Origin of the sequence: Thioalkalivibrio sp. ALMg9 (genome assembly GCF_000380625.1) — a bacterium.
Taxonomy (GTDB): Bacteria; Pseudomonadota; Gammaproteobacteria; order Ectothiorhodospirales; family Ectothiorhodospiraceae; genus Thioalkalivibrio; species Thioalkalivibrio versutus.
The window spans coordinates 612,794-635,051 of record NZ_AQYC01000008.1 but is presented as its reverse complement, the minus strand read 5'-3'; the positions used below and the strand labels follow the sequence as shown (position 1 = coordinate 635,051).

Below are 22,258 nucleotides of genomic sequence, written 5' to 3'. Positions count from 1 at the left end.
TCCCGGCGAGTGAGGATTACTGGCGGATGAAATCCGAGAAGTAGAGGGCTGCGATCCGCGGCGCCCCGGTAATCTCCTCTAGCAACTCGTTCAGCTCATCCGTGGCCTCGTTGCGCAGGTCCTCGCGCGCACCACCGCCGGTCAGGCTGTCCGGACTGCGCCCGCCAAGGATGCGGATCAGTCGGTCGCGTACTGCGGGAATGTGCTCGCGGATCGCGCGGGCGTCTTCCAGATCGTTGCCTTCCAGCTGGATGGAGGCCTGCAGGTAGCGTCCGCGGTCGGAGGACGCCATGTTCACCACCACCGGCTCCAGGGTCACGTAATGGCTGTCCAGGTCGTCCACGGCGAGCGCGAGGGGCGCGGTCAGCATCAGGACAATCCCCAGAAGAGCAAGGTGCAGGGAACGAAAGGGGCTGCGGATCATGGTGTGTGCTCCGGGGTGGGTTGCGTGCTGGAGGCGATCAGGTCGCCGCGTCGATGGGGCTCCTGATCAAAGTATGCCACCAGATGCTCATAGATTTCGGGCATGGCCTCGCGCAGGCGCGCCGGCTCGAAGAAAAAGGACTCTGTCGCGACGGCCAGGAACTCCTCCGGGGCGGTGGCCGCATAAGGGTCCAGCGGCAGCTCCGCTTCGTCGATCTCGCCGGACTCCACGGCCTCCACGAATGCCTCGAAGGCCCGCGAGAAATCCTCCGTCCAGGCACCGGCCGACTGCCCGCGGCGTAGTGGCGGAAACCCGTTCACCTCGCCGTTGCCGGCGTCCAGTACGTGGGTCATCTCGTGCACGACCACAGCGCCGTCGCGCTCGACATCGTTCCACGACAGGATGACCGGGCCGCGTTCCCAGGCCTCGCCGGACTGGGGTATCGCCCCCTGGTGGACGATGCCAGCCTCGTCCACCCACTCGTGTTCGGGCACGAAGGTGTCGGGATACAGGATCAGCGTGCGCCAGTCGCGGTAAGGCTCGAGGCCCAGTTCCAGCACCGGCAGCGCGGCGTAGGCGGCGATCACCTGGCACTGCCAGGGTTCCGGTTCCGCGGCGATGCCGATGAATTCCTTTTGCGCCAGGATCTGGCCGACCAGTTCGCGCAGCCGGGAGCGCTCTTCCGGTGTGAGGCGGGCGACGAACGGGACCCGCCGGCGCAGGGTCTCCCACTCGTCGTTGTCCAGCTGCACGGCCTCGGGCTCCAGGCCGGCAAACGGCCCCAGCAGGCGGCGGAACAGGCCACGCAGCGGAAAATGCGGTGTCGAGTGCATCGTCCAATCGTCGCATGTTTGCCCGCCGGGCGCCGTGCAGGACCGGAAAGCAGGGGGCACCCGCGCGAACCCCGAGCGCCTCCCTGGCCTGCGGGGCGTGGGCAGGAACCGCTACCATGGGGATCAATCCCAACGGTCGGTCGCCCGCGGGAGCACGATGGCACCGCGCGCCCCCCTCGCCAAACAGGTCGCTGCACATGCCGAACATCCAGGATGGTTTATTCGCGCGGTCCGCGCGCGCGACCCGCAGGGCTGGAGTCGCGCTCGCCTTTGCACTGGTGCTCTCGCTGACTGCCTGCGGGAATGGCAACGATGCCGGGGCCAATGATGAAGGCGGCGAGTCGGCCACCCCGGTCGCGGCGGTGGAGCTCCAGCCGCGGGATCTGTCGCGCGAGCTGATGGTGTCCGCGCGGGTCGAGCCGCGGGCGTGGGTGCGCCTGGCGGCGCGCACCGATGGTGTGGTCGAGGCGGTGCATGTCGAGGAAGGCGATCGCGTGGAGCAGGGCGAGACCCTGGTCGAGCTGGACGTGGCCGAGGAGCGCGCGGAGCTGGCGCGGGCCGAGGCGCATGTCGAGGAGGCCCGGCTGGAATACGCGCGCAGTGCCGAGTTGCGTGACGAGGGGATTGCCAGCCGAGCCAGCTACGAACGGGCACGTGCCGCGTTGCGCTCGGCCGAGAGCGAACAGGCGTTGTGGCAGGCACGGGTAGACTACGGCGCGCTCGCCGCCAGCCGTGACGGCGTGATCACCGAGCGCATGGTCGAGCCCGGCGAGGCGGTTGCCGCGCGCGATACGCTTCTGGAACTGGTCGATACCACTACGTTGGTCCTGCGCCCCGGGGTGTCCGAGCTGGACGTGCGCGATCTGGTGGTGGGCCAGGATGTACCCATTCGGCTGGACGCGTTTCCGGATGCCGATTACGTCGCGAAGATCCGCCGCATCTTTCCGGCGGCCTCGCCGGACTCCCAGCAGGTGACGGTGGAGATTGCCCTGCCGGCCGGGGCGGCCGACAACGGCGTGCGTCCCGGCAATCTCGGGCGCATCCGCATGACGGTCGACGAACGCCCGGATGTGCTGGCGGTTCCGGCCGCCGCCATCGGCGAGGACGGCGACCAACGCTATGTCTACGTGGTGGTGGACGAGCAGCTGGAGCGCCGCACGGTCGAGACCGGCGTGACCCGCGGCCCATGGACCGAGATCACGGACGGCCTGGAGGAAGGCGACATCGTGCTGGCCACCAACCCGATCGACATGCGCGAGGGCCAGCGCGTGCGCATCGTTGGCTGGCGGGGCTAAAAGATGGCGGCCGAACCGGAGGACCGTCCGCGCGGGCGGGTGACCAGCTTCTCCATCCGCCGACCGGTGGCGATCATGGCGCTGGCCTCGGTGGTGATCGTGCTCGGCATGTTCTTTGTTGATCGCCTGCCGGTGGACCTGCTGCCGCACGTCGAGTATCCGCATATCCGCGTGACCGTGAACCATCCCGGCGCCTCGCCGGAGGTGATGGAGGAACAGGTGACCCGCGTGCTGGAACGCAACCTCGCGGCCACCGAGAACCTGACCCGCATCTACAGCCGTGCCTCCGAGGGACGTACCAACGTCAATCTGCTATTCGAGTACGGGACCAACCTGGACCTGGCGTTGCAGGACGCAGCGCGCCACCTGGAGCTCGCGCGCACCCAGCTGCCGGACGATTTCGAATCCCTGCGCCTGTACAAGTACGACCCCTCGCAGGACCCGATCTGGGAGGCGGGGTTTTCCTCCACCGTGCGCACCGAGACCGCGGTGCGCGACTGGGTGGAACACCAGCTGGCGCCGCAGCTGATCGCGATCCACGGCATCTCCTCGGTGGAGGCCTCCGGCGGGCAGGAACGCGAGCTGGAGGTGATGCTCGACCAGGAGCGGGTGCGCGGCTATGGCCTTTCGCTGGCGGCGATCAGCGTGACGCTGGAGGACGAGAACCGAGAGGTGGCCGGGGGCTGGGTGACCTCCGATACCTTTGACGTGATGGCCAAGACCGAGGGGTTGTTTACCTCCGCGGCGGACGTGCGCAATGTGCTGATCCCGTTGCCGGGGCCGCAGTCCGCGCATGTGCGCCTCGGCGAGCTGGCCGAGGTGCGCGATGGCCACCGCGAGCAGCGCCTGTTCATCCGCCTGGACGGCACGCCGGCCGCGCGCGTGTCCGTGTTCAAGCTGCCGGACGCCAATACCGTCGAATCGGTGGACTCGGTACGCGCCACGCTCGAACGACTCGAGCGCTCGGGCTTCATCCCCGAGGAAATCCAGTGGGAGGTCGTCAGCGACTCCGCCCCGTTCATCCGTGGCGCGGTCAGTTCGGTGGGTACCGCCGCGATCCTGGGCGGCGTGCTGGCGATGCTGGCGGTGTTCCTGTTTCTCGGCAGTCTGCGCAAGAGCTTCATTATCGGGTTGTCGATCCCGATCGCGTTGATGGCGACCTTCGCCATGATGGGCCTGGGCGGGCTCACCCTGAACATCATCAGCCTCGGCGGGCTCGCGCTGGGGGTGGGGCTGTTGCTCGACAACGCCATCGTGATGCTGGAGAACATCGTCCGCCATCGCGACAAGCTCGGAAAGTCGCCGGAGCAGGCGGCCCATGACGGGGCCGGCGAGGTGGTCTCGGCGGTCATCGCGGGCACTCTCACCAATCTGGCCGCGGTGCTCCCGTTCCTGCTGATTACCGGGATCGGGGCACTGATCTTCCGCGAGCTGATCCTGACGCTTTCGTTTGCGATCATCGCGACCCTGGCCGCGGCCATCACCCTGGTGCCGATGCTCGCGGCCCTGCTGACACGCATCCGCTGGGAAAGCGGACTGGAGCAGACCTGGCTGCTGCGCGGCTTCGATCGCGGGGTGCAGGGACTACGCCGACGTTACCGGCGCCTGTTGCCGAAGGTGCTGCGCCTGCGCTGGGCGGTGCTGGCGGCGGCCGTCGTTTTGCTGATCGGCGCGGTGCAGGTGGGCGGTGAGCTGGGCACCGAGTTCCTGCCGCAGGTCGACGATGGCCAGGTCAGCGTGCGCATGGTCCTGCCACCGGGCACGCCCCCGCACGAGACGGATGCGGCCGCACGCGATATCGAGGCCGCGCTGGAGGCGTTGCCGCATGTGGAGAGCGTGTTCGCGATGGTCGGCGGGCATCTCGGTGGCGGCGTGGTCAACGAGCGCCCGGGCACCTCCAATATCACCGTCCAGCTGACCCCGGCCGGACAGCGCGAGATGAGCGCGGGACAATGGGTGGCCGAGGCGCAGGAGGCAATGGATGCGCTGGAACTCCCCGGGGCACGGATTACCGTGCGACCGCCAAGCATCCAGGGGCTGCAGTTCAGTATCACCGGGGATGACCTCTCGATTGCGGTGGTCGGGGCGGATCTGACCGAGATGCGCCGCATTGCCCGCGAGATCGCCGGGCGCCTCGAAGGCATCCGGGGCCTGGAGGGCGTCGAGGTCGGGCGCGAGGACCAGAGCCCGATTTTGCGCGTCCATGTGGATCGCGAGCGGGCAGCTGCGCTGGGCCTGCAGGTGGGCCCGGTGGGGCAGGCGATCCGCGACGCGGTGGAGGGATCAGTGCCGACGCAGTACGTCCGTGACGATCGCGAGTACGACCTGCGCGTGCGCCTGCCGCGCGAGGATGTGCAGGATGCGGCCACCCTGGGGCGGATGATCCTGTTCCGCGACAACGGGGATCCCGTGCGCCTGGCGGACGTGGCCGAGTTCGAGATCGGCGAGGGGCCCGCGCATATCGAGCGCGAGAACCAGAGCCGGGTGGTGCGGGTGAACGGCGACATCAACACCGAGGTGAACGATGTCGGCTCGGTGATGACCGCGGTCGAGCAGCGCCTGGCCGAGGTGGATGTGCCCGAGCACTACAGTCTGCTGATCGGTGGCGAGTGGGAGGCCATCCAGGAGACCCAGCGCGAGATGGCCACGGTGGTGGCGCTCGCGATCTTCCTGGTGCTGGTGGTGCTGGCGGTGCAGTACGAGCGTCTGGCCAATCCGCTGGTGATCGTGGCGGCCGCTCCGTTGTCGCTGACCGGGGTAGTCGCGATCCTGTGGGCGACCGGCACACCGGTCTCCGCCCCGGTGATGATTGGCGCCATCCTGCTGATCGGGGTGGTGGTGAACAACGCAATCCTGCTGGTGGAGTACATCGAGCAGGGGCGTCGACTCCGTGGCCTGAGCCCGGCGCGGGCGGTCGTGGAGGCCGGGGCATTGCGCCTGCGCCCGATCCTGATGACCACCCTGACCACGGTGCTCGGTATGCTGCCGCTGGCGATCGGCCTCGGCGAAGGGGCGGAGATCATGCGCCCTCTGGCGCTGACCGTGGTCGGCGGCCTGATCGCGGGGATGATCCTGACGCTGCTGGTGGTGCCCTGCCTGTACCTGGTGGTGAACCGCGCTGCGGAGGGGGTGAAGCGGCGCCTGACCGGAGGCATGCGGGACGCTGCCCGCGCAGCCTGAAAAGGCCCGCTGCCGAATGGCGGACGGGCCGTAAAGGAATGCTAGAAGCGGTAGCCGAGACCGACCATGAAGCGCGAGGCATCGGGATCGAAGTGCAGGGTTTCGCCCTCGATGCGATAGCGCTCGCTTTCGAAGAGCGTGTACGAGTACTCGGCACGCATGAAAAGGCGGTTGTCCATCTGGTATTCGACGCCTACACCGAGCCGGGCACCGTTGATACTGTCCTTGAAGCGAATGGATATGTCCTCTTCTGTATCGGTAAGGCGGTAGTCCAGGCGCGAGCGCTGGTAGCCGGCCAGGCCGTAGAACAGGACGTTGTCGTTTACCGTGGTGCCGAGCCGGCCGGTGATGCCGTAGCTGTACTTGCTATCCACCCCCAGTTCGCTCTCATCAAGGGTGACCGTCAGGTCGGCGTCCTCGTTCTGCGCATTCAGTTCCAAGCCCAGGTACAGGCCGTTGTCCAGGACGGTACCCCAGCCCGTCATGACACCCCCGGTGAAGCCGGAGGCGCTAAGCCCGGAGATGCCGCCGTCACTGTCTTCGCGGTAGTCGATGTCATAACCGACCCAGCCGAGTTGGCCGCCGACGTAGGAACCGTGGAACGGGCTTGCCTGAACTGCTCCGGCCGAGCCCAGGAGGATGCAGGCGCCGGCCACGGCGGTGGCGAGGCGATAAGGGCTGGACATGGTGGTTTCCTTTGCGGTGTGGTTGCGGCAGTGAACGGGTGCCCCGTCCGGGCGCATAGTGGCACAGGCGGTCAGACAGGGCGCCGGTCCTTGTGTGCCAGAATGGGACCGACCGGGCTTCCGGGCGCACGGCGACCCCTGCATCAATCGATGGCATGGGTTTGTGCGACCGCGGGATGATTCGCCCAGGGAGATGTTGTTCAGCGTTTCCCCAACGCCAACAAGCAAACAAGAGAACAGGAGTCGAGCAATGCGCGGACAAGCGGGAATTCTGGCGGGACTATTGGTGGGGTTGCTCGGGTGGGGCGTGGCGAGCGCCGAACCGATGCATACGGTGGAGGAGCTGAATCAGGCCCCGGCCGAGCTGGATGGGGAAGAGGTCCGGCTCGAAGGCATTGTGGGCCGGGTGAACGAGGACATCATGGGGCGCAATTTCATCCACTTCGTCGACGGTACCGGCAGCGAGGGTGACTACATCACCGTCACCTCCACCGAGTTGCCCGAGGTGGGCGACCGCGTCTCGGTGACCGGAACGCTGATCCTGGATCGCGACTTCGGGGCTGGCTACAGCTATCCGGTGATCCTCGAAGGCGCCAAGTTCACCGAGCAGTAGTCGCATGTCATGATCGTGCATGTCGGGGCACTCCGACATGCATCCAGGCCGCACAGGGTGGTGCGGCTTTCAGATATCCCAGGGAGGGGAGACGATGTCCATCAAGGGTCTGCTGTTTCGGTTTGTACTGCTTTATTTCTCGCTGTCGATCGCTGCAACGGTAGCGGGCGCCTATGTCGATCTGGATCAAGCCGGTACGGCGATCGGGATGGGCATTCTGGCGCTGGCGGTGGTGTGGCCCTGCGAGTCCTTCGGGCGCAGGAACGGGCGCTATCTGTCGCGCGCCGAGAAGTGGCGCGTGATCGCCGCCATGATCGCGCTGCTCCTCGGTACACAGATTCCGCTCACCCTGCTGGTGATGTGGGCCGAGGGGATTGCACTGGACGCCGTGATGCTTGGGATCGTGGGGGGCGTCGCGTTGTTGTATGCCGGGACCGTGGTGGCAATGGTTAACTTCACGGGCCGCAACCTGCGCAAGCGAGGCCTGGTCGCAGGGGAAAGCGCGGGGTAGGCACCCTGTCGGTCAGTCGGCCAGGTGGCGTTTGAGCCACGCGATCTCGTCCGCGGACCGGTCTGCGTTGGTCACTGCCTGCCAGGCGTCGATGTAGTGCTCGGTGGCGTAGACGTGGCCGTAGCCGCGCGGGGCGGCATCGCCGATCGCTACGTCCACCGCCAGTTGCAGCATGGTGATGACCGGGTACCAGGTCAGGTCCGGAGAGACATCCGGGCCGCGCGGTGCCTGCATCCATTCCGGCTGGCGGTACAGCGCCTGGGGCTCGAAGAAGGTGACCGGGTCGCTCGCGTACTGCAGGTACACGATGCGCATCGGGCCCCATTCGGCGCCGGGGATATCCAGGTGGTTTCCCTGGTTGGTGAAGCGCACCACCGAGCTGTCGCGAAAGCGTGGCAGCCAGGCGGGCGAGTCGGGCTGGCGCTGGCGTTTGATGTCGCGCCAGGTCTCGCTACGAAATGGCGGGCCCGCCCACAGCGCGCCGGAGAACGGGTCGCCGATCACGTCGTACAGGTCCGCGGCCCGCTCGGAGTTCAGCGCGCCCAGACTAAGGCCGTAGAGGTACAGGTCCGGGCGGGCGTCCGGCGGTAGCTGTTTCCAGTAGCCGTAGATCTCCGCGAACACCGCCTGGGCGGTCTCGTGACCGTATTGCGATTCCGCCATCAGCGACAACCAGCTCGGCAGGTAGGAGTACTGCACGGCCACCGTGGCCACATCGCCACCGTGCAGGTACTCGACCGGCTGGATTGCGCGATTGTCCACCCAGCCGCGTCCGGTGGGCGTGGCCAGCACCAGCACCGAGCGGTCGAAGGCATTGACCCGCAGCATCTCCTGCAGGGCCAGCCGGGCGCGTTCCGCGATGGTCTCGGCGGCGTTCAGCCCCACGTAGACCCGGATGGGATCCAGTGCGGTCTCGCCGGAGAAGTCGCTAATGGCGGCGGCGTCCGGGGCCTGGTGGATGAAGCGCTGGCCCTGGCGGCCCAGGCCCTCGTCCCAGCTGATCAGCGAGGCGGGGCTGCCGGTGCGGAAGGTCGCGCTCGGCTGCTGCGCCCCGGGGTGTTCGCGCACGTCGAACTGCTGGAAGCTGCGATCGGCGGCGCGCAGGCTGTATTCCAGGATCACCCCGTCGATCACCGCCCAGAATACCCCGGCCGCCACCAGTACGCCGATTACGTTGGACAGCCGCCGCGGGATAAAGCGGCGCAGATGCCGCGCGAGGAAGCGCACCAGCAACTGGAACAGCCGCGCCACGGCCAGCGTGGCGACGAACACCGCCGCCGCGATCAGCCCCAGGCGGATGGGGAAGCCGCCATCCACCGGCTCCTGCTCCATCAGCGCGCGGATGCTGTTCTGCCACTCGGTGGCCTGCCACAGGAAGATCAGCACGATCAGCATGGCCCCGCCGCCGGCGATCACGACCAGGGTGTTGTGGGTGCGCTCGCCGAGCTCCGGCAGTTCCAGGTATGACCACAGCCAGTGGAAGAACACGCCCAGGCCGTAGCCGGCCGCCAGCGATACCCCGGACAGGATGCCCTGGACGTCGTCGGTGCGCGGGATCAGGCTGGGGGTCAGCGAGGCGGCAAAGAACAGCGTGGCCAGGATCAGCCCCGGGATCGACAGCGTCCCGAGGATGCGGGTGGCCCAGGCCGGCCAGATGAAGGCTCGCAGGCGGGTTTGCAGGCGGCCGACGACGGACATCGCGTTCGCGCTTCCTTGGCGGGGTATGGAGGCGCTCATCCTGTCCGCCCCGCCGGCTGGGTTCAAGTTTCCGCGCCCGCGGGCGGCCTGCCGAGCCGTCCCTGGGGGGTGCGTTCTGCTACTGGCGCGTCATTGCGTGGAGCGCGGCGACGAAGCGGTCGCTGTCCGGAGCCACCCGCGCTGGTTGGATCGTCTCAGCGCTTATTTGACGCGTCTCGTGCTTCGCTGCGGTGTCTCGCTGGCAGCACGGGCTACTCGGCGGTGACGGGGCGGCGGAAGCGGAAGGTGCCCTCGACCATGCGCAGGGCGACACCGAACAGCGCGACTTGCAGCAGGATTCCGCCGGTTGCCGCGCCCACCGCGAGGCCGGTGGCGAGCCCCAGTGCCATCAGCAGCATCAGCAGTGTGGCGGCGACCCGGCTGCGCAGCCAGCCGCCCACCAGTGCCAGCAGGGCGACCAGCGTGCCCTCGAGCATGGTGGGCGTGTGCTGCACCAGGACGCCCAGCATCACCACCACGACCCCGGCGAACACCAGCACCCAGCCGGCCACGCGCGCCAGGCGCTGGGCCTGTTCGTGATTAGTGATGGATTGCAGCAGCAGGAGCAGGTCGGCGCCGGCTCCCGCCCAGTGACGCGATCGCGATTCGTTCATTGTGTCCACGGTACTCCAGGGCCATGACAGCCCGGTGACAGGCGCCCACCTATCGTTTGGCGAGGAGCGAATCAAGATCGAGTGTATTGACTGCGGGGGTGCCCGTCTGCGCGTGTTGAACAGTGCCATGATCGGGCCAGTGCAGCAGGCGGAGGTTGCCGGCGCGGTCCTCCACCAATGCGGTGCAGTGCTCGACCCAGTCTTTAGCATTCGCCGATGTCGCCCCGGTGCTGGCCGGCACCTGAACACCTGGCCGGGGTGGTGTGTCCTTAGCGGTAGACCCGGACTTCCTGTTCCCAGCCTTCCACGCCGCGGTTGGCGCAGAACTCCTGTACCTGCCCGTCGGCGTAGCGGATTTCCATGTTGAAGCCGGCTGCGGGGACATGGTTCAGCGCCACCCGCCGGTGTTCCCCGGGCCGGAGCTGGCCCTCGCGGATGCTCGATTCCGACAGGTCGTGGCCGAAGTCGAAGTGGATCGCCTGGATCAGCACGTCGCTGTCATTGTGCACCGTGACCATCAACGCCCCCTCGGCCGGTGGGCGCTCGACGCCCCAGTGCACGGTGGCGGCACCGAGCACGAGCCCCAGCACGAACAGCCAGCTCGCGGGCGCGCGTAGCGCATCCACGATCCGGTCCTCCCAGCTACGGTGTTCTCCGGACGACTCCACGTCTCATCCCTTGATTATTAGGGATTGCTAATCTACAAGATCGGCCGGCATCGGGATACCGGGCGGCCGCGATATCCGGGAAGGCCGCCGCCCCGCAGAAAGCGCCATGGGCGCTGCAGCGGGCTGTCAGTCGAGCCCGAGCGCGCGCAGGCGCTCGAGGAGGCGCGGATGATCGAAGTCGCGGGCGCCGATGGCGCGGTAGGCGATGCGGCCCTCGGGATCGATGATGAACGTGGTGGGGATGCCGCGAACCGGCCAGCGGTCGATGGTGGCGGAATCCTGGTCCAGCAGCAGAGGGAAATCGACCGGGTAGTCGGCGGTAAAGAAGAAGATGCGATCGGCGTCTTCGCCCACGTTCACGCCCAGCACCGCCAGGCCCGCATCGCGCAACTGCTCCCAGAGCCGTTGCAACGACGGCAGCTCGTCGCGACAGGGTGGGCACCAGGTGGCCCAGAAGTTCACCACCACCACACGTCCGCGATAGTCCTCCAGTCGATGGTGCTGCCCATCGATGTCCTCCAGTGCCAGGGGCGGGCCCTTGGGGCGTGGCTCCAGCGCGGTCAGGTGCGTGGCTTCCGCCCACACGGGCCGCAGCGAAAGGCCGAGCAGGCCACCGGGGATTGCAGTCAGGAAGCGGCGCCGGTTCATCATGGTTCGGCCTCGTCCCGTTCCGGTTCCCCGGCGCAGCGTAGATCGGGCAGGGTGGACTGCCGCAGGGTCGTCTGCTGCCGCCAGTGCACGGTCAGATCAAATGTCGTGCTGGGCGGGTGCCTGAAGACGATCATGCCCATCAGCCAGTCGCCGGGCTGGAACCGGTGTTCGCCAGGGAACAAGGCCCAGCGAAAGGCGATACGGGCTACTTCCGGAACCTCCCGGCTCGTCCACTCGTCCTGCCAGTCGCGGTTGGGGAGCGGTCGCGCGGCCCCGTTTGGCGTTTGGCTGCGCCATTGGCGCAGGTCCACGGTGGCCGATGCGCTGCGGTCGGTATTGCGCAGGACGCCCTGAAACACGCAGTGGCCGGCGATGAACGTCGCATCCTCGGTGTCGAACCCGCGGCCCAGGAAGAACGCGCGGGTCTGGTCCGGGAGCCGCTGTGCGAGTTCCAGCGAAAGCCCCTCGCCCTGCCAGTGCCAAGTGATCAGCCCACTGTCGGGCTCGGTATGCACCTGCATCTCCTCCGCCGTCCCGGCGCCGCCCGGAAGGGCCGGCCCCGCCAGAGCCAGAAGCGTCCATGCGACGACCGTCAACCCTGGGCCGGGCATTGGGCGCCTCGTGGCAAACCGGCGGGGTGGCTTGGCGCGGCGTCCCTACGACCCACCAAGGACATGATCCAGCAGCGCCTCGAAGGCGGGCTCGGCGTTTTCCACGGCACGTTCAAGGCTCGGGTGCGGCTGCAGCGTCGTCATGAACTTCGGGTGCAGCATGGACAGTTTCGTGCCCCCGTCCTCCTCGTACAGGCCGATGTGGCCGCAGGGCATCATCGCCCCGACATGCAGCCCGGCATCCAGGATGTCCGGTCCCAGCGGCAGGTAGCAGACCTTGAGCGCGGTGATGTCACCGCCCGCCAGGTCGAACTCGGCCAGAAAGATCCAGTCCTCCTCGTTTTCGGCGTATTCGCGAATCGCCCCCGCCAGGTCCGCGCGCGACTGTTCGCAGTCGCGGATGATGAAGTGGTCGTCTGGCTCGGTGGCTGCCAGCGGGGCGGACAGCGCCAGTGCAGTGGCCAGCGTGAAGGCGGCGATGGGTGTGAGTGTTTTCATGATTGTGTCCTCCAGGTGGGTGGGTGAAGGCGCGTCAGACGCGAACGATCTCCGGTTTCAGAGACCCGGAGATCATCGGCAGCGCTTCCTTTTCGCGCTGCCCAATCCCGAGTCCGTCCAGGGTCTCGGCGAGGTCGTCGACCACGGCGACGAATGCCCCCTCGCGGATGTTCATGCCGCGATGGATGGTCAGCCTGTCGCGGTCCCTGCAGGCCTGCGGGCCGCCGGTGCCGTTGCAGATGCATCCGTGTTCCCCTCGTCGAAAATGCTGCCTGGCGAGCCCGCGGATCCGTGCCTTGCTGCCCAGGCGTTGGTAGAGATTGGCTTCGGTCATGGATGAGTCCTCCTCGCGCCGTCGTTAACGGGTGGCCACGTACCAGTTGTTCTGAGGGTCGTGGACCAGCTGGTGGACCCGGATGTCGTGAAAGCCGGCGCGCTCCAGGTAGTCACGTGCCATGGGCTCGCCCCACATCGCGCCCAGGCCGGGTCCGCCCCGGGCGAGCGATACCGGCATGCAGTGCATGCAGGAGATGGTGTAGAGAAAGGGTCCGAGCGGATGCTCGAGATCGCCATGAATCTGTCCGGAGCCGCGGATGTCCTGCATCAGGTAGATGCCTTCGGACTTGAGCGCGCGGTGAATGCCCGTCAGTACGCCCAGCGGGTCGGCCTGGTCGTGGATGGCATCGAAGGTGGTGATCAGCGCGAACTGTTGCGCGGCGACATGCCGATCCAGTTCGGCCGCGTCGGCCTGGATGAATTCGACGTTCCCCAGCCCGGTGGCGTGTGTCTCGGCGCGGGCGCGCTCGATAGCCTCTGTGGACAGGTCCAGGCCGGTGAACCGGCTGTGCGGGTACAGCGCGGCCAACTGGTTGAGGATACGCCCGCTGCCGCAGCCGATATCCAGGACCTGAATGCCGCGCTCGAGGTGGTCGGTCAGGCCCGGAACCAGGGGCAGGATGTCGCTTTCCAGTGACGACAGTACGGACTGGCCGCTGTCCTCGGCCATCACCTCGTGGAAGCGCGTGTAGTGCTCGTACCCCACGCCACCGCCGGTGCGGAATTCCGCAACGATCGTGTCCTCCACCCCACCCAGCAGGCCGATGTACTGCGCAAACACGGCCAGGTTGTCGGCGGCTGCCGCGCGCGTCAGGCAGGCGGCGTGTTCCGCGGGCAGAGCAAATCGTGGGCCATCCGCATCCACCGTGACGATGCCGCTGGTCGCCATGACCCCGAGCCATTCCCGTACGTAGCGCTCGTTCAGGCCCACGGCGGCGGCGATCTCGCCGGAGGTGGCAGGCGGCCGGTCGCGCATGTGGTCGAACAGCCCGGTGCGGTGCCCGATCGACAGGGTCAGGCACAGCGCGCCGTGGTTGAGCACGCTGACCAGATGCTCGCCGAAGTCCTCGGCGGCAGATGGGGGTGACAGGCATTCCGGGGCTGACGACATGCAGTGGACCTCCGCCAGGACAAACCGGGCCGGGTGTCGGCGTTACTTCGAGCCTAGGCCGGGAAGCCCTTGCGGGCGGTCACGATCTTGCGGGGGTGGGGCGAATCTTGCGGTGATTTCCAGGGGCGCATGGATCCGTTTTAATGCTGGCGCCGGTATGCCGCGGGGGCCACACCCAGGGCCTGGCGGAAATGGCGGACCAGCTGTTGCGGGGAGTACCCGGTCGCGGCAGCGATCTCGGTGATGCTCAGTGATGTTCGGGTCAGCAGGTCGCGGGCGTGCTCCACGCGCAGGCGGGTGAGATAGCGATGCGGTGGCAGGCCGTGCGTATCGCGAAAGGCGCGCGCGAAGTGCCAGGGCGAGAGTCCGGTCAGGGCCGCCAGATCGCGCAGGGTGATGCGCTGATCCAGATGGCATTGCATGTAGTCAATCACCCGTGCCGACTGGTGCGGTGCCAGGCCGCCCCGGCGCCTGTCCAGGTCCCGGTCGTGTTCGGCCATGCGGGCCAGGCGCACAACCAGAACAGCGAGCATGCTCTCGACGAACAGTTGCGCGGCCGGGTCGTCACGGTCCATCTCCTGCCACAGGGCATCCAGGGCCTGGGTGATCAGGGGGTCCCGGTGGTGTCGGGTATGCAGGTGGCCAAAGTCCAGCGGATCGCCGGGGTCGCGCTCCAGGCAGTCCCGGGCCAGCTCGGGCGGGATGCCGAAAAACCGCATGCGTGCCGGGTCCCGCATATGGCAGCGTCCCGCGACCTGCGGGGCGATCACCACGAATTCGCGCGGGCCGGCGCAACCGGAGAACGGACCGGCCCCGATGTCACAGTGGTAGCGAAAGGGGGCGCCCACGGACTGGCTCAGCATCAGTTCGCGGACTGGCGGGGTGCTCAGGTGGCCGGCCGGGTGCGCGTTCTCGATCATCGGCACCGGGAGATCGGGGCGCGCACGGGCCTCCTCCAGGAACGGCGCGTCACGTCCCCGGGCGAAGAAGTCGAGCATGCTGGATGAACGTTGCAGCATTCCGTGTACCCCGCAACTTTAGTTATAGGCCATTTGGGAACCGCTTGCGGTGCAGGCGTCGCACGAACCTCGCGGACCGCGTCGGGTCGTATGTGACCGTGGCGCTGCATTCGGGTATGTTCGCCGGGTTTCGATGACCGCAGGGTTACCATCACGTGAGTACGGACGAGCGCAAGCTGCAGGATCTGACGCACCAGCTGGCCGAGGCGCTGGCGGGTGTCGGGTTGCACGGGCAGATCGGGCTGGAAAAGGAGACCCTGAGGGTCGGGCCGGAAGGCTCGCCGGCGCTTACGCCGCACCCGGCCGCGCTGGGATCCGCGCTGACGCATCCATACATCACCACGGATTACTCCGAGGCGCTGCTGGAACTGGTGACGCCGCCGTTCGAGGATGTACGCGAGACCCTCGGCTTCCTGCACGACCTGCAGGCCTTCGCCGCCGCCAACGTCGGCGACGAGACCCTGTGGTCGACCTCCATGCCCTGTGTGACGGCCGATGACAATGCGATTCCGGTCGCGCAGTACGGTGCCTCCAACGCCGGGCGCATGAAGACCGTCTACCGCATCGGTCTCGGGCATCGCTACGGACGCAAGATGCAGGTGATCGCCGGGGTCCACTTCAATTACTCCCCGCGCCCGGAATTCTGGCCGGCCCTGGCGGAGGTGCTCGGTGCGCCCGACGGCCGCGCCTTCCGCGACGAGCGCATGATGGGGATGATCCGCAACCTGCTGCGCTTTGGCTGGCTGGTGCCCTATCTGTTCGGGGCGTCGCCGGCCGTCTGCAACTCCTTTCTCGAAGGCCACGGCGCGGTGCTGGAGGATTTCGACGACGACACCTCCTATCTGCCGCATGCCACCAGCCTGCGCATGGGCGATATCGGCTACACCAACCGCAAGGAGGCGGACACCGGCATCAAGGCGGACTACAACTCGCTGGCCGGCTATGTCGACTCCCTGCGTTGTGCGATCAATACCCCCAGCCCCGAGTGGGAGCACATCGGGGTGAAGGTGGATGGCGAGTATCGCCAGCTGAATGCCAACATCCTGCAGATCGAGAACGAGTACTACTCCACCGTGCGGCCCAAGCAGCCGCTGGAGCGTTTCGAGAAGCCGACCGACGCCCTGGAGGCGCGGGGCATCGAATACGTCGAACTGCGCTCGGTGGACATCAACGCCCAGCACCCGCTGGGGGTGGACGAGACCCAGCTGCGTTTTCTCGAGGTGTTCGCACTGGCCTGTCTGCTGCAGCCGAGCCCGCTGCTGGCCGACGGCGAGCTGGACGCGATCGACCGCAATCTGCTGGACGTCGCGCATTACGGGCGTCGCCCGGGCCTCGAGCTGCGTCGGGGGGGCGAGAGCGTTGCGCTCCAGGCCTGGGCGCGCGAGCTGCTGGCGCTGATGCGACCGGTGGCGGCCGTCCTGGATCAGGAATTGCCGGGTGACCCTTACCGCCGTGCGCTCAGTGAGCAGTGGGGCAAGGTCGAGCAGGCGGATCTGACCCCGTCCGCGCGCATGCTGGAAGACATGATGGCGCGCGAGGAGGGGTTCTACTCCTACGCACGCCGCCTGTCGGCCCAGCACCGCGAGGCCTTTCGCTTCAACGGGCCGCTGCCGCGCGCCGAGACGCTGGAGGCCCTGGCCCGCGAGAGCCTGGCCGATCAGGCGGCCATCGAGCAGGCGGACGAGCTGGACTTCGATACCTTCCTGACGCGCTATTTCGACGGCACCCTGCGGGCCTCCTGAATCGGGTGCGTTCGATTTTGTAGAACGGTCGACCGCGTTTAACGCGATTTATCTTCGATAAAATCGATGGGATGATCGGGCTATCACATACATTCAGCCGTTGAGGCGTGCGCGCATTCGGTGCCGGGCACAGACGGCAGGAGCATGGCATGAGTCTTTTGATCAACGGTGAATTGCGCGAGGGCTGGCTGGAAGAAGAGTCGGACGAGAGCGGCGAGTTCGTGCGCCAGGACCAGCAGTATCGTAACTACGTCACCAGGGATGGTTCGCCGGGCCCGATGGGTGACGGCGGCTATCCGGCCGAGTCAGGGCGCTATCACCTGTATGTCTCCTACGCCTGCCCCTGGGCACACCGCACGCTGATCCTGCGCAAACTGAAGGGTCTGGAGCCGCATATCGGGGTTTCGGTGGTGCACCACTACATGGGTGACGCCGGCTGGTCGTTTGATGACTGCGACGGTTGCACCGGGGACCGGGTGCACGGGTCGCGCTACATGCACGAGCTCTACACCCGTACCGATCCAAACTACACCGGCATCATCACCGTGCCGGCGCTGTTCGACACCCAGACCGACCGCATCGTGAACAACGAGTCGCTGGACATGGTGCGCATGTTCAACAGCGCGTTCGACGGCATTACCGGCAACACCCTGGATTTCTATCCGGAAGATCTGCGCGAGGAGATCCACGCGGTCAACGAGCGGATCTACGAGAACGTGAACAACGGGGTGTATCGCAGCGGCTTCGCGACCAGCCAGAAGGCCTACGAGGCGGCCTTCGACCGTCTGTTCGACACCCTGGACTGGCTGGAGGAGCGCCTGGCACGCCAGCCGTTCCTGGTCGGCGAGCGACTGACCGAGGCCGACTGGCGGCTGTTCACCACGCTGCTGCGCTTCGATCCGGTGTACTACAGCCATTTCAAGTGCAATCGCCAGCGGCTGCTGGACTTCCCGAACCTCTCCGCCTATCTGCGCATGCTGTACCAGCGCCCGGGGGTGGCCGAGACCGTGCGCATGGACCACATCAAGGCGCATTACTACGGCAGTCACCCGATGCTGAATCCCAGCGGCATCGTGCCGAAGGGTCCAATGATTGACTACACCCGGCCGCATGGCCGCCCCCTGGGCGACCTGCCGGCCGCGTTGCGGAACGTCGACGAAACGTGACGGTCGTTACACTGTTGGGACGTTCAACCGTGGCCCGGCTAGATGCCGGGCCGCATTCGTGTCGGGGGAAAGGCAAGTGAAGGCGATAGGCGGGTTCCTGGGGCTGGTCCTGGTTGTGGCGATCGTGGCCGCGGCCTGGTTTGCGTTCGGCCCCGAGGATGGCGCCCGTGACGAGGGAGGCGATGCCCCCGCCGCGTCCCAACGCGACGAGCGCACGCCGGTGCGGGTCAGCGAGGTGGCTCCGCGCACCTTCGAGACCATGGTCGAATCCCTGGGCACGGTGGAGGCCAACGAGTCGGTCGTGGTGACCGCGAGCGTGACCGAGCGTGTGGTCGAAATCCTGTTCGATGATGGCGATGCGGTCGAGGCCGGAGACGTGCTGGTGCGCCTGGACGCCGACGAAGAACGCGCCGCCCTGCGCGAGATCCGCGTGCAGGTGGACGAGGCCCGGCGCGAACTGGACCGCGTGCGCGACCGGGTGGCCGATGGCGTGGTCACGCAGCAGCAGGTGGATCAGCAGCGATCGCGGCTGAACGAGGCCGAGGCCCGTCTGGCCGCCGCGGAGGCGCGGGTTGCGAACCGGGTGATCCGGGCCCCGTTCAGCGGCCGTTTGGGCTTGCGCCAGGTCAGCCCCGGCTCCCTGGTGAGTCCGGGTACCGCGATCGTGGAGCTGGATGATGTATCGGTGGTGAAAGTCGATTTCGCCGTGCCCGAGCGCCATGCCGCCGCCATCGGTCTGGGTATGGAAGTAGCGGGCCGCAGCGCGAGCGGAGAGTTCGCGGGGCAGGTGGCGGCGGTCAGCAATCGTCTGGACGTGGCTACCCGGACCTTGACCGTGCGCGCCCTGGTCGAGAATCCCGATCTATTGCTGCGCCCCGGGATGCTGGTGAACATCCGTCTGCCGCTGGACCCGGTCGAACGCCCGGGGGTGCCGGAGGGTGCCATCCAGCAGGTCGCCGATCAGCACTTCGTGTTCCGGCTGCGCGACGACGGCACGGTGGAGCGCGTGCGCATCCGTATTGGCCGCCGCGACCCGGGCTACGCCGAGGTGCTGGATGGCCTGGAGCCGGGGGATACCGTGGTCTCCGAAGGGGTCTCGCGGGTCCGTGACGGGCGGGAAGTGCGTGTGCTCCCGCCGCGCGTACCGGATTCCGATAACGGCAACGGCGAGGCCGGGGCCGACACATGATCATTTCGGACGTCGCCAATCGCCGGCCGGTGCTGGCGATTGTCTTCAACCTGCTGCTGATCACCTTCGGCCTGATCGCCTACGACAGCCTGCCGCTGCGCGAGTATCCGGATGTCGATCCGCCGGTGGTGACGGTGGACACCATCTATCCGGGCGCCAGTGGCGAGATCATCGAGCGCGAGGTGACCCAGCGGATCGAGGACCGCATCGCGGGGATCGAGGGGATCCGTTTCATGCAGTCCTCCAGCGAGGACGGGCGCTCGCGCATCACCATCGAGTTCAATCTGAGTCGCGACATCGACGCCGCCGCGAATGACGTGCGCGAGGCGGTCAGCCGGGTACTGGGCGATCTGCCCGACGAAGTCGACCCGCCCGAGGTGACCAAGGCGGATGCCGATTCCAACCCGATCCTGTGGCTGAACCTTGCCAGCACCACGATGGATGCGCTGGAGCTTGCGGACTACGCCGAGCGCAACCTGATCGACCGCCTCTCGGTAGTGGATGGCGTGGGGCTGGTGCGCCGGGGCGGCGCCCGCAGTTACGCGATGCGCATCTGGGTCGACCGCGAGGCCCTCGCCGCGCGCGAGCTGACCGTGACCGACATCGCTGACGCCTTGCAGCAGGAAAACGTGGAACTGCCCGCCGGGCGCCTGGATTCGCTGGAGCGCGAGTTCACCGTACGCGTGGAACGCCAGTACCGCACGCCCGAGGATTTCTCCGGTCTGGTGCTGAAGCGAGGCGAGGGCGGACAACTGGTGCGCCTGGGCGATGTCGCCGAGGTGAACGTGGGGGCGGATACCGAGCGCAGCGAGTTCCGCGGCAATGGCGAGGACATGATCGGGCTGGGGATCATCCGCCAGTCCAACGCCAACGTGCTGGAGGTGGCCAATGGGGTGAAGGCCATGGCGGCCAGCCTGCAGGGCTCCCTGCCGGAGGGTACCTCGCTGGTGACCACCTACGACGAATCGGTATTCATCGAGGGCGCGATCCGCGAGGTCTACATCACCCTGGCGGTGGCGACCGCCGCCGTGGTGTTCGTGATTTACCTGTTCCTGGGCAGCTGGCGCGCGACCCTGATCCCTGCGGTCACGGTGCCGGTGGCGATCACTGCGGCCTTCATTGGCATCAGCCTGTTCGGATTCTCGGTCAACCTGCTCACCCTGCTGGCGTTGGTGCTGGCGGTCGGCCTGGTCGTGGATGACGCGATTGTGATGCTGGAGAACATCCACCGGCGTATCGAGCGCGGCGAGCCGGGACTGTTGGCGGCCTATCGCGGCGCCGGGCAGGTGGGCTTCGCGATCGTCGCGACGACCTCCGTGTTGATTGCGGTATTCGTGCCGCTGGCCTTCCTCGACGGCACGGTGGGCCAGCTGTTCACCGAGTTCGCCATCGCCATGGCCATTGCCGTGTTCTTCTCCAGCATCGTGGCACTGACCCTGGCCCCCGTGCTGGCTGGGCGCCTCATGCACAAGGGCGACGACGAGACCGGCGTGGCGCGTTATATCGGCCGCGGCTTTGCCGCGCTGGAGGCCGGCTATGGTCGGATACTGGCGAAGGGGCTCAAGGGCTCCTGGCTGGTCTTGCCGCTCCTCGCCGCCGTGTTGGCGGGCGGCTGGTACCTGTTCGCGGAACTGCCCGAAGAATTTGCCCCGCAGGAGGACCGCGGATCTTTCTTCGTGCTGGTGGATGGCCCCGAGGGTGCCAACTTCGAGTATATGAGCCGGCAGATGGCCGAGGTCGAGGCACGCATCCAGCCGTTGATCGAGGATGGCCCGATTCGCCGTGCACTGGTTCGCACGCCGCGCGGTTTTGGTGGTTCGGAGCTGATGAACAACGGCTTCGTGATCGCGATCCTGGAGCACTGGGATGACCGTGATGTCTCGGGTCAGGAGGTCATCAACCAGATCCGCGGCATCATCGACGAGATGCCGGGAGTCGAGGCGCGGGTGATCATGCGTCAGGGGCTCTCGAGTGGCCGTATCGGCCCGCCGGTGCAGTTTGTCATCTCCGGGCCGGACTACGATCAGCTCGAGGAATGGGGCGAGATCATGCGCGAGGCCGCCGAGGGCATCGACGGCCTGACCCGTGTGGACCTGGACTACGAACCCACCCAGCCGCAGCTCAACGTGCGTCTGGACCGCGACCGTGCGGGGGATCTGGGCGTGTCCATGCGCGATGTTGGGCGCACGCTGGATATCGTGCTGGGCGGCCGCGACGTGACCACCTTTGTCGACCGTGGCGAGGAATACGACGTCATCATCGAGGGTCTGGCCGACCAGCGCCGCACGCCCGGGGATATCGACAACCTCTACGTGCGCTCCAGCTCTGGCTCGATGGTGCCGTTGTCCAGCCTGGTGACCTACGAGGAGCAGGCCGGCCCATCGTCGCTGGAGCGCTACAACCGTTCGCGCGCGGTGACCCTGACCGCCGGGCTGCGTGACGGCATGACCCTGGGCGAGGCCCTGGACGCCCTGGACGCGAAGGCGGCCGAGCTGCTGCCGGCCGAGGCGGGGATCGACTACAAGGGCGAGTCGCTCGATTTGCGCAGTGGCTCCGAGGCCATCCTGTTCGTGTTCGCGCTGGCCCTGCTGGTGGTGTTCCTGGTCCTGGCGGCGCAGTTCGAGAGCTTCGTGCACCCGTTGGTGATTATGCTGACGGTGCCGCTGGCGGTGGTCGGGGCGCTGATCGGGCTGACGGTCACCGGTCAGACACTGAACATCTACAGCCAGATCGGCATGGTCATGCTGATCGGGCTGGCAGCGAAGAACGGCATCCTGATCGTGGAGTTTTCTAACCAGCTGCGCGATCGTGGGCGCGATTTCGATACCGCGATCCTCGAGGCCTCGCGCATGCGTCTGCGGCCGGTCCTGATGACCGCGCTGACCACCGTGGCCGGTTCGATTCCGCTGATTCTGGCTTCTGGTCCGGGTGAGGAGACGCGCTTCGTGATCGGGGTGGCGGTGTTCTCCGGCGTGCTGTTCGCCACGCTGTTCACGCTGTTCGTGATTCCGGCGGCCTACCGCCTGGTCGCCCGCGGCACGACCTCGCCGCTGGCGACCACCCGACGCCTGCACGACCTCGACGCCGAGGTCGACGACGTCGATGGCGAGCGCCGGGGCGCCCGCGCCGCGCCCTGATCGCTCAGGATTTCGGTAGACGGCTGCGGACTGCTGCCGTCGAGGATTGTGGCTAGGCCGGGTTCGTCATCTGGTGTTTACGGTTCTTTCGTCTGGCCGCCTGCCAGGCGCTCTCTCGCGAGCGCACCGCGAGGTACTTTCTTGCTTGCCCAAGAAAGTACCCAAAGAAGGGCACCCGGATTCCGCCCGGGAACCTCGCTCCGGACGCGCTGGGCCGGCGGCGCTGAACTCGCTACG

20 protein-coding genes are annotated in these 22,258 nt (G+C 67.2%); 8 read left to right on the top strand and 12 right to left on the bottom strand.

Features of this window, described 5'->3' with window-relative positions; all coding sequences use genetic code 11:
* Positions 1-16: 16 nt before the first annotated feature.
* The gene (fliL, locus tag F792_RS0108425; RefSeq protein WP_018169197.1) at positions 17-424 is read right to left on the bottom strand and encodes a flagellar basal body-associated protein FliL; all 408 of its coding nucleotides are present in this window, start codon (positions 422-424) and stop codon (positions 17-19) included.
* Positions 421-1,257, bottom strand: coding sequence for a zinc-dependent peptidase (locus F792_RS0108420; RefSeq protein WP_018169196.1), 837 nt, complete (start codon positions 1,255-1,257; stop codon positions 421-423). Before F792_RS0108420 ends, fliL begins: the two co-directional genes overlap by 4 nt.
* Before the next feature lie 197 nt (positions 1,258-1,454).
* On the opposite strand from F792_RS0108420, the gene F792_RS0108415 reads away from it, so the two are divergent.
* Complete coding sequence (locus F792_RS0108415; protein WP_369772410.1) at positions 1,455-2,552, top strand: efflux RND transporter periplasmic adaptor subunit; 1,098 nt, start codon at positions 1,455-1,457, stop codon at positions 2,550-2,552.
* Between the two features lie 3 nt (positions 2,553-2,555).
* Positions 2,556-5,732 carry an efflux RND transporter permease subunit gene (locus tag F792_RS0108410; RefSeq protein ID WP_018169194.1) on the top strand — a complete coding sequence of 1,059 codons (3,177 nt, stop codon included), beginning with the start codon at positions 2,556-2,558 and terminating at the stop codon, positions 5,730-5,732.
* A 41-nt stretch (positions 5,733-5,773) separates the two neighbouring features.
* Here the strand turns inward: F792_RS0108410 and F792_RS0108405 are convergent, their stop codons facing one another.
* On the bottom strand, positions 5,774-6,418 hold the full coding sequence (locus F792_RS0108405; RefSeq protein WP_018169193.1) for an outer membrane protein: 645 nt from the start codon (positions 6,416-6,418) through the stop codon (positions 5,774-5,776).
* Between the two features lie 250 nt (positions 6,419-6,668).
* Here F792_RS0108405 and F792_RS0108400 point away from each other — a divergent pair, with 250 nt between their 5' ends.
* Positions 6,669-7,031 (top strand): hypothetical protein, encoded by a 363-nt coding sequence (locus F792_RS0108400; RefSeq protein WP_018169192.1) that lies wholly within the window; start codon positions 6,669-6,671, stop codon positions 7,029-7,031.
* A gap of 94 nt (positions 7,032-7,125) precedes the next feature.
* Positions 7,126-7,542 (top strand): ABZJ_00895 family protein, encoded by a 417-nt coding sequence (locus F792_RS0108395; RefSeq protein WP_018169191.1) that lies wholly within the window; start codon positions 7,126-7,128, stop codon positions 7,540-7,542.
* A gap of 12 nt (positions 7,543-7,554) precedes the next feature.
* Here F792_RS0108395 and F792_RS0108390 read toward each other — a convergent pair whose 3' ends face one another.
* The 9 genes from F792_RS0108390 to F792_RS0108350 form a co-directional block, all read right to left on the bottom strand.
* Complete coding sequence (locus tag F792_RS0108390) at positions 7,555-9,240, bottom strand: alpha/beta-hydrolase family protein (protein ID WP_018169190.1); 1,686 nt, start codon at positions 9,238-9,240, stop codon at positions 7,555-7,557.
* A gap of 251 nt (positions 9,241-9,491) precedes the next feature.
* Entirely contained in the window at positions 9,492-9,893 is a 402-nt protein-coding gene (locus F792_RS0108385; RefSeq protein WP_018169189.1) for a hypothetical protein, read from the bottom strand.
* Positions 9,894-10,162: 269 nt separating this feature from the next.
* Entirely contained in the window at positions 10,163-10,561 is a 399-nt protein-coding gene (locus F792_RS0108380) for a hypothetical protein (RefSeq protein WP_018169188.1), read from the bottom strand.
* Positions 10,562-10,687: 126 nt separating this feature from the next.
* Positions 10,688-11,209, bottom strand: coding sequence for a TlpA disulfide reductase family protein (locus tag F792_RS0108375; RefSeq protein ID WP_018650587.1), 522 nt, complete (start codon positions 11,207-11,209; stop codon positions 10,688-10,690).
* Positions 11,209-11,823, bottom strand: a complete 615-nt coding sequence (locus tag F792_RS0108370; protein ID WP_018169186.1) for a hypothetical protein — start codon at positions 11,821-11,823, stop codon at positions 11,209-11,211. The genes F792_RS0108375 and F792_RS0108370 overlap by 1 nt, the downstream gene beginning before the upstream one ends.
* A gap of 45 nt (positions 11,824-11,868) precedes the next feature.
* Entirely contained in the window at positions 11,869-12,321 is a 453-nt protein-coding gene (locus F792_RS0108365) for a DUF302 domain-containing protein (RefSeq protein WP_018144698.1), read from the bottom strand.
* A gap of 34 nt (positions 12,322-12,355) precedes the next feature.
* Positions 12,356-12,655: a hypothetical protein gene (locus F792_RS0108360; RefSeq protein ID WP_018169185.1), complete on the bottom strand. Its 300-nt coding sequence runs from the start codon at positions 12,653-12,655 to the stop codon at positions 12,356-12,358.
* 24 nt (positions 12,656-12,679) lie between these two features.
* A complete protein-coding gene (locus F792_RS0108355; protein ID WP_018169184.1) occupies positions 12,680-13,768 on the bottom strand; it encodes a class I SAM-dependent methyltransferase in 1,089 nt (362 codons plus the stop codon).
* Between the two features lie 140 nt (positions 13,769-13,908).
* Positions 13,909-14,766, bottom strand: a complete 858-nt coding sequence (locus F792_RS0108350; RefSeq protein WP_018169183.1) for a helix-turn-helix domain-containing protein — start codon at positions 14,764-14,766, stop codon at positions 13,909-13,911.
* A 176-nt stretch (positions 14,767-14,942) separates the two neighbouring features.
* On the opposite strand from F792_RS0108350, the gene gshA reads away from it, so the two are divergent.
* The 4 genes from gshA to F792_RS0108330 all read left to right on the top strand — a co-directional run bounded on the left by gshA (position 14,943) and on the right by F792_RS0108330 (position 22,021).
* On the top strand, positions 14,943-16,529 hold the full coding sequence (gshA, locus tag F792_RS0108345) for a glutamate--cysteine ligase (RefSeq protein WP_018169182.1): 1,587 nt from the start codon (positions 14,943-14,945) through the stop codon (positions 16,527-16,529).
* A gap of 149 nt (positions 16,530-16,678) precedes the next feature.
* Positions 16,679-17,695 carry a glutathione S-transferase family protein gene (locus F792_RS0108340; RefSeq protein WP_018169181.1) on the top strand — a complete coding sequence of 339 codons (1,017 nt, stop codon included), beginning with the start codon at positions 16,679-16,681 and terminating at the stop codon, positions 17,693-17,695.
* A 76-nt stretch (positions 17,696-17,771) separates the two neighbouring features.
* Positions 17,772-18,884 (top strand): efflux RND transporter periplasmic adaptor subunit, encoded by a 1,113-nt coding sequence (locus F792_RS0108335; RefSeq protein ID WP_018169180.1) that lies wholly within the window; start codon positions 17,772-17,774, stop codon positions 18,882-18,884.
* Positions 18,881-22,021: an efflux RND transporter permease subunit gene (locus F792_RS0108330; protein ID WP_018169179.1), complete on the top strand. Its 3,141-nt coding sequence runs from the start codon at positions 18,881-18,883 to the stop codon at positions 22,019-22,021. The genes F792_RS0108335 and F792_RS0108330 overlap by 4 nt, the downstream gene beginning before the upstream one ends.
* Positions 22,022-22,258: the final 237 nt, after the last annotated feature.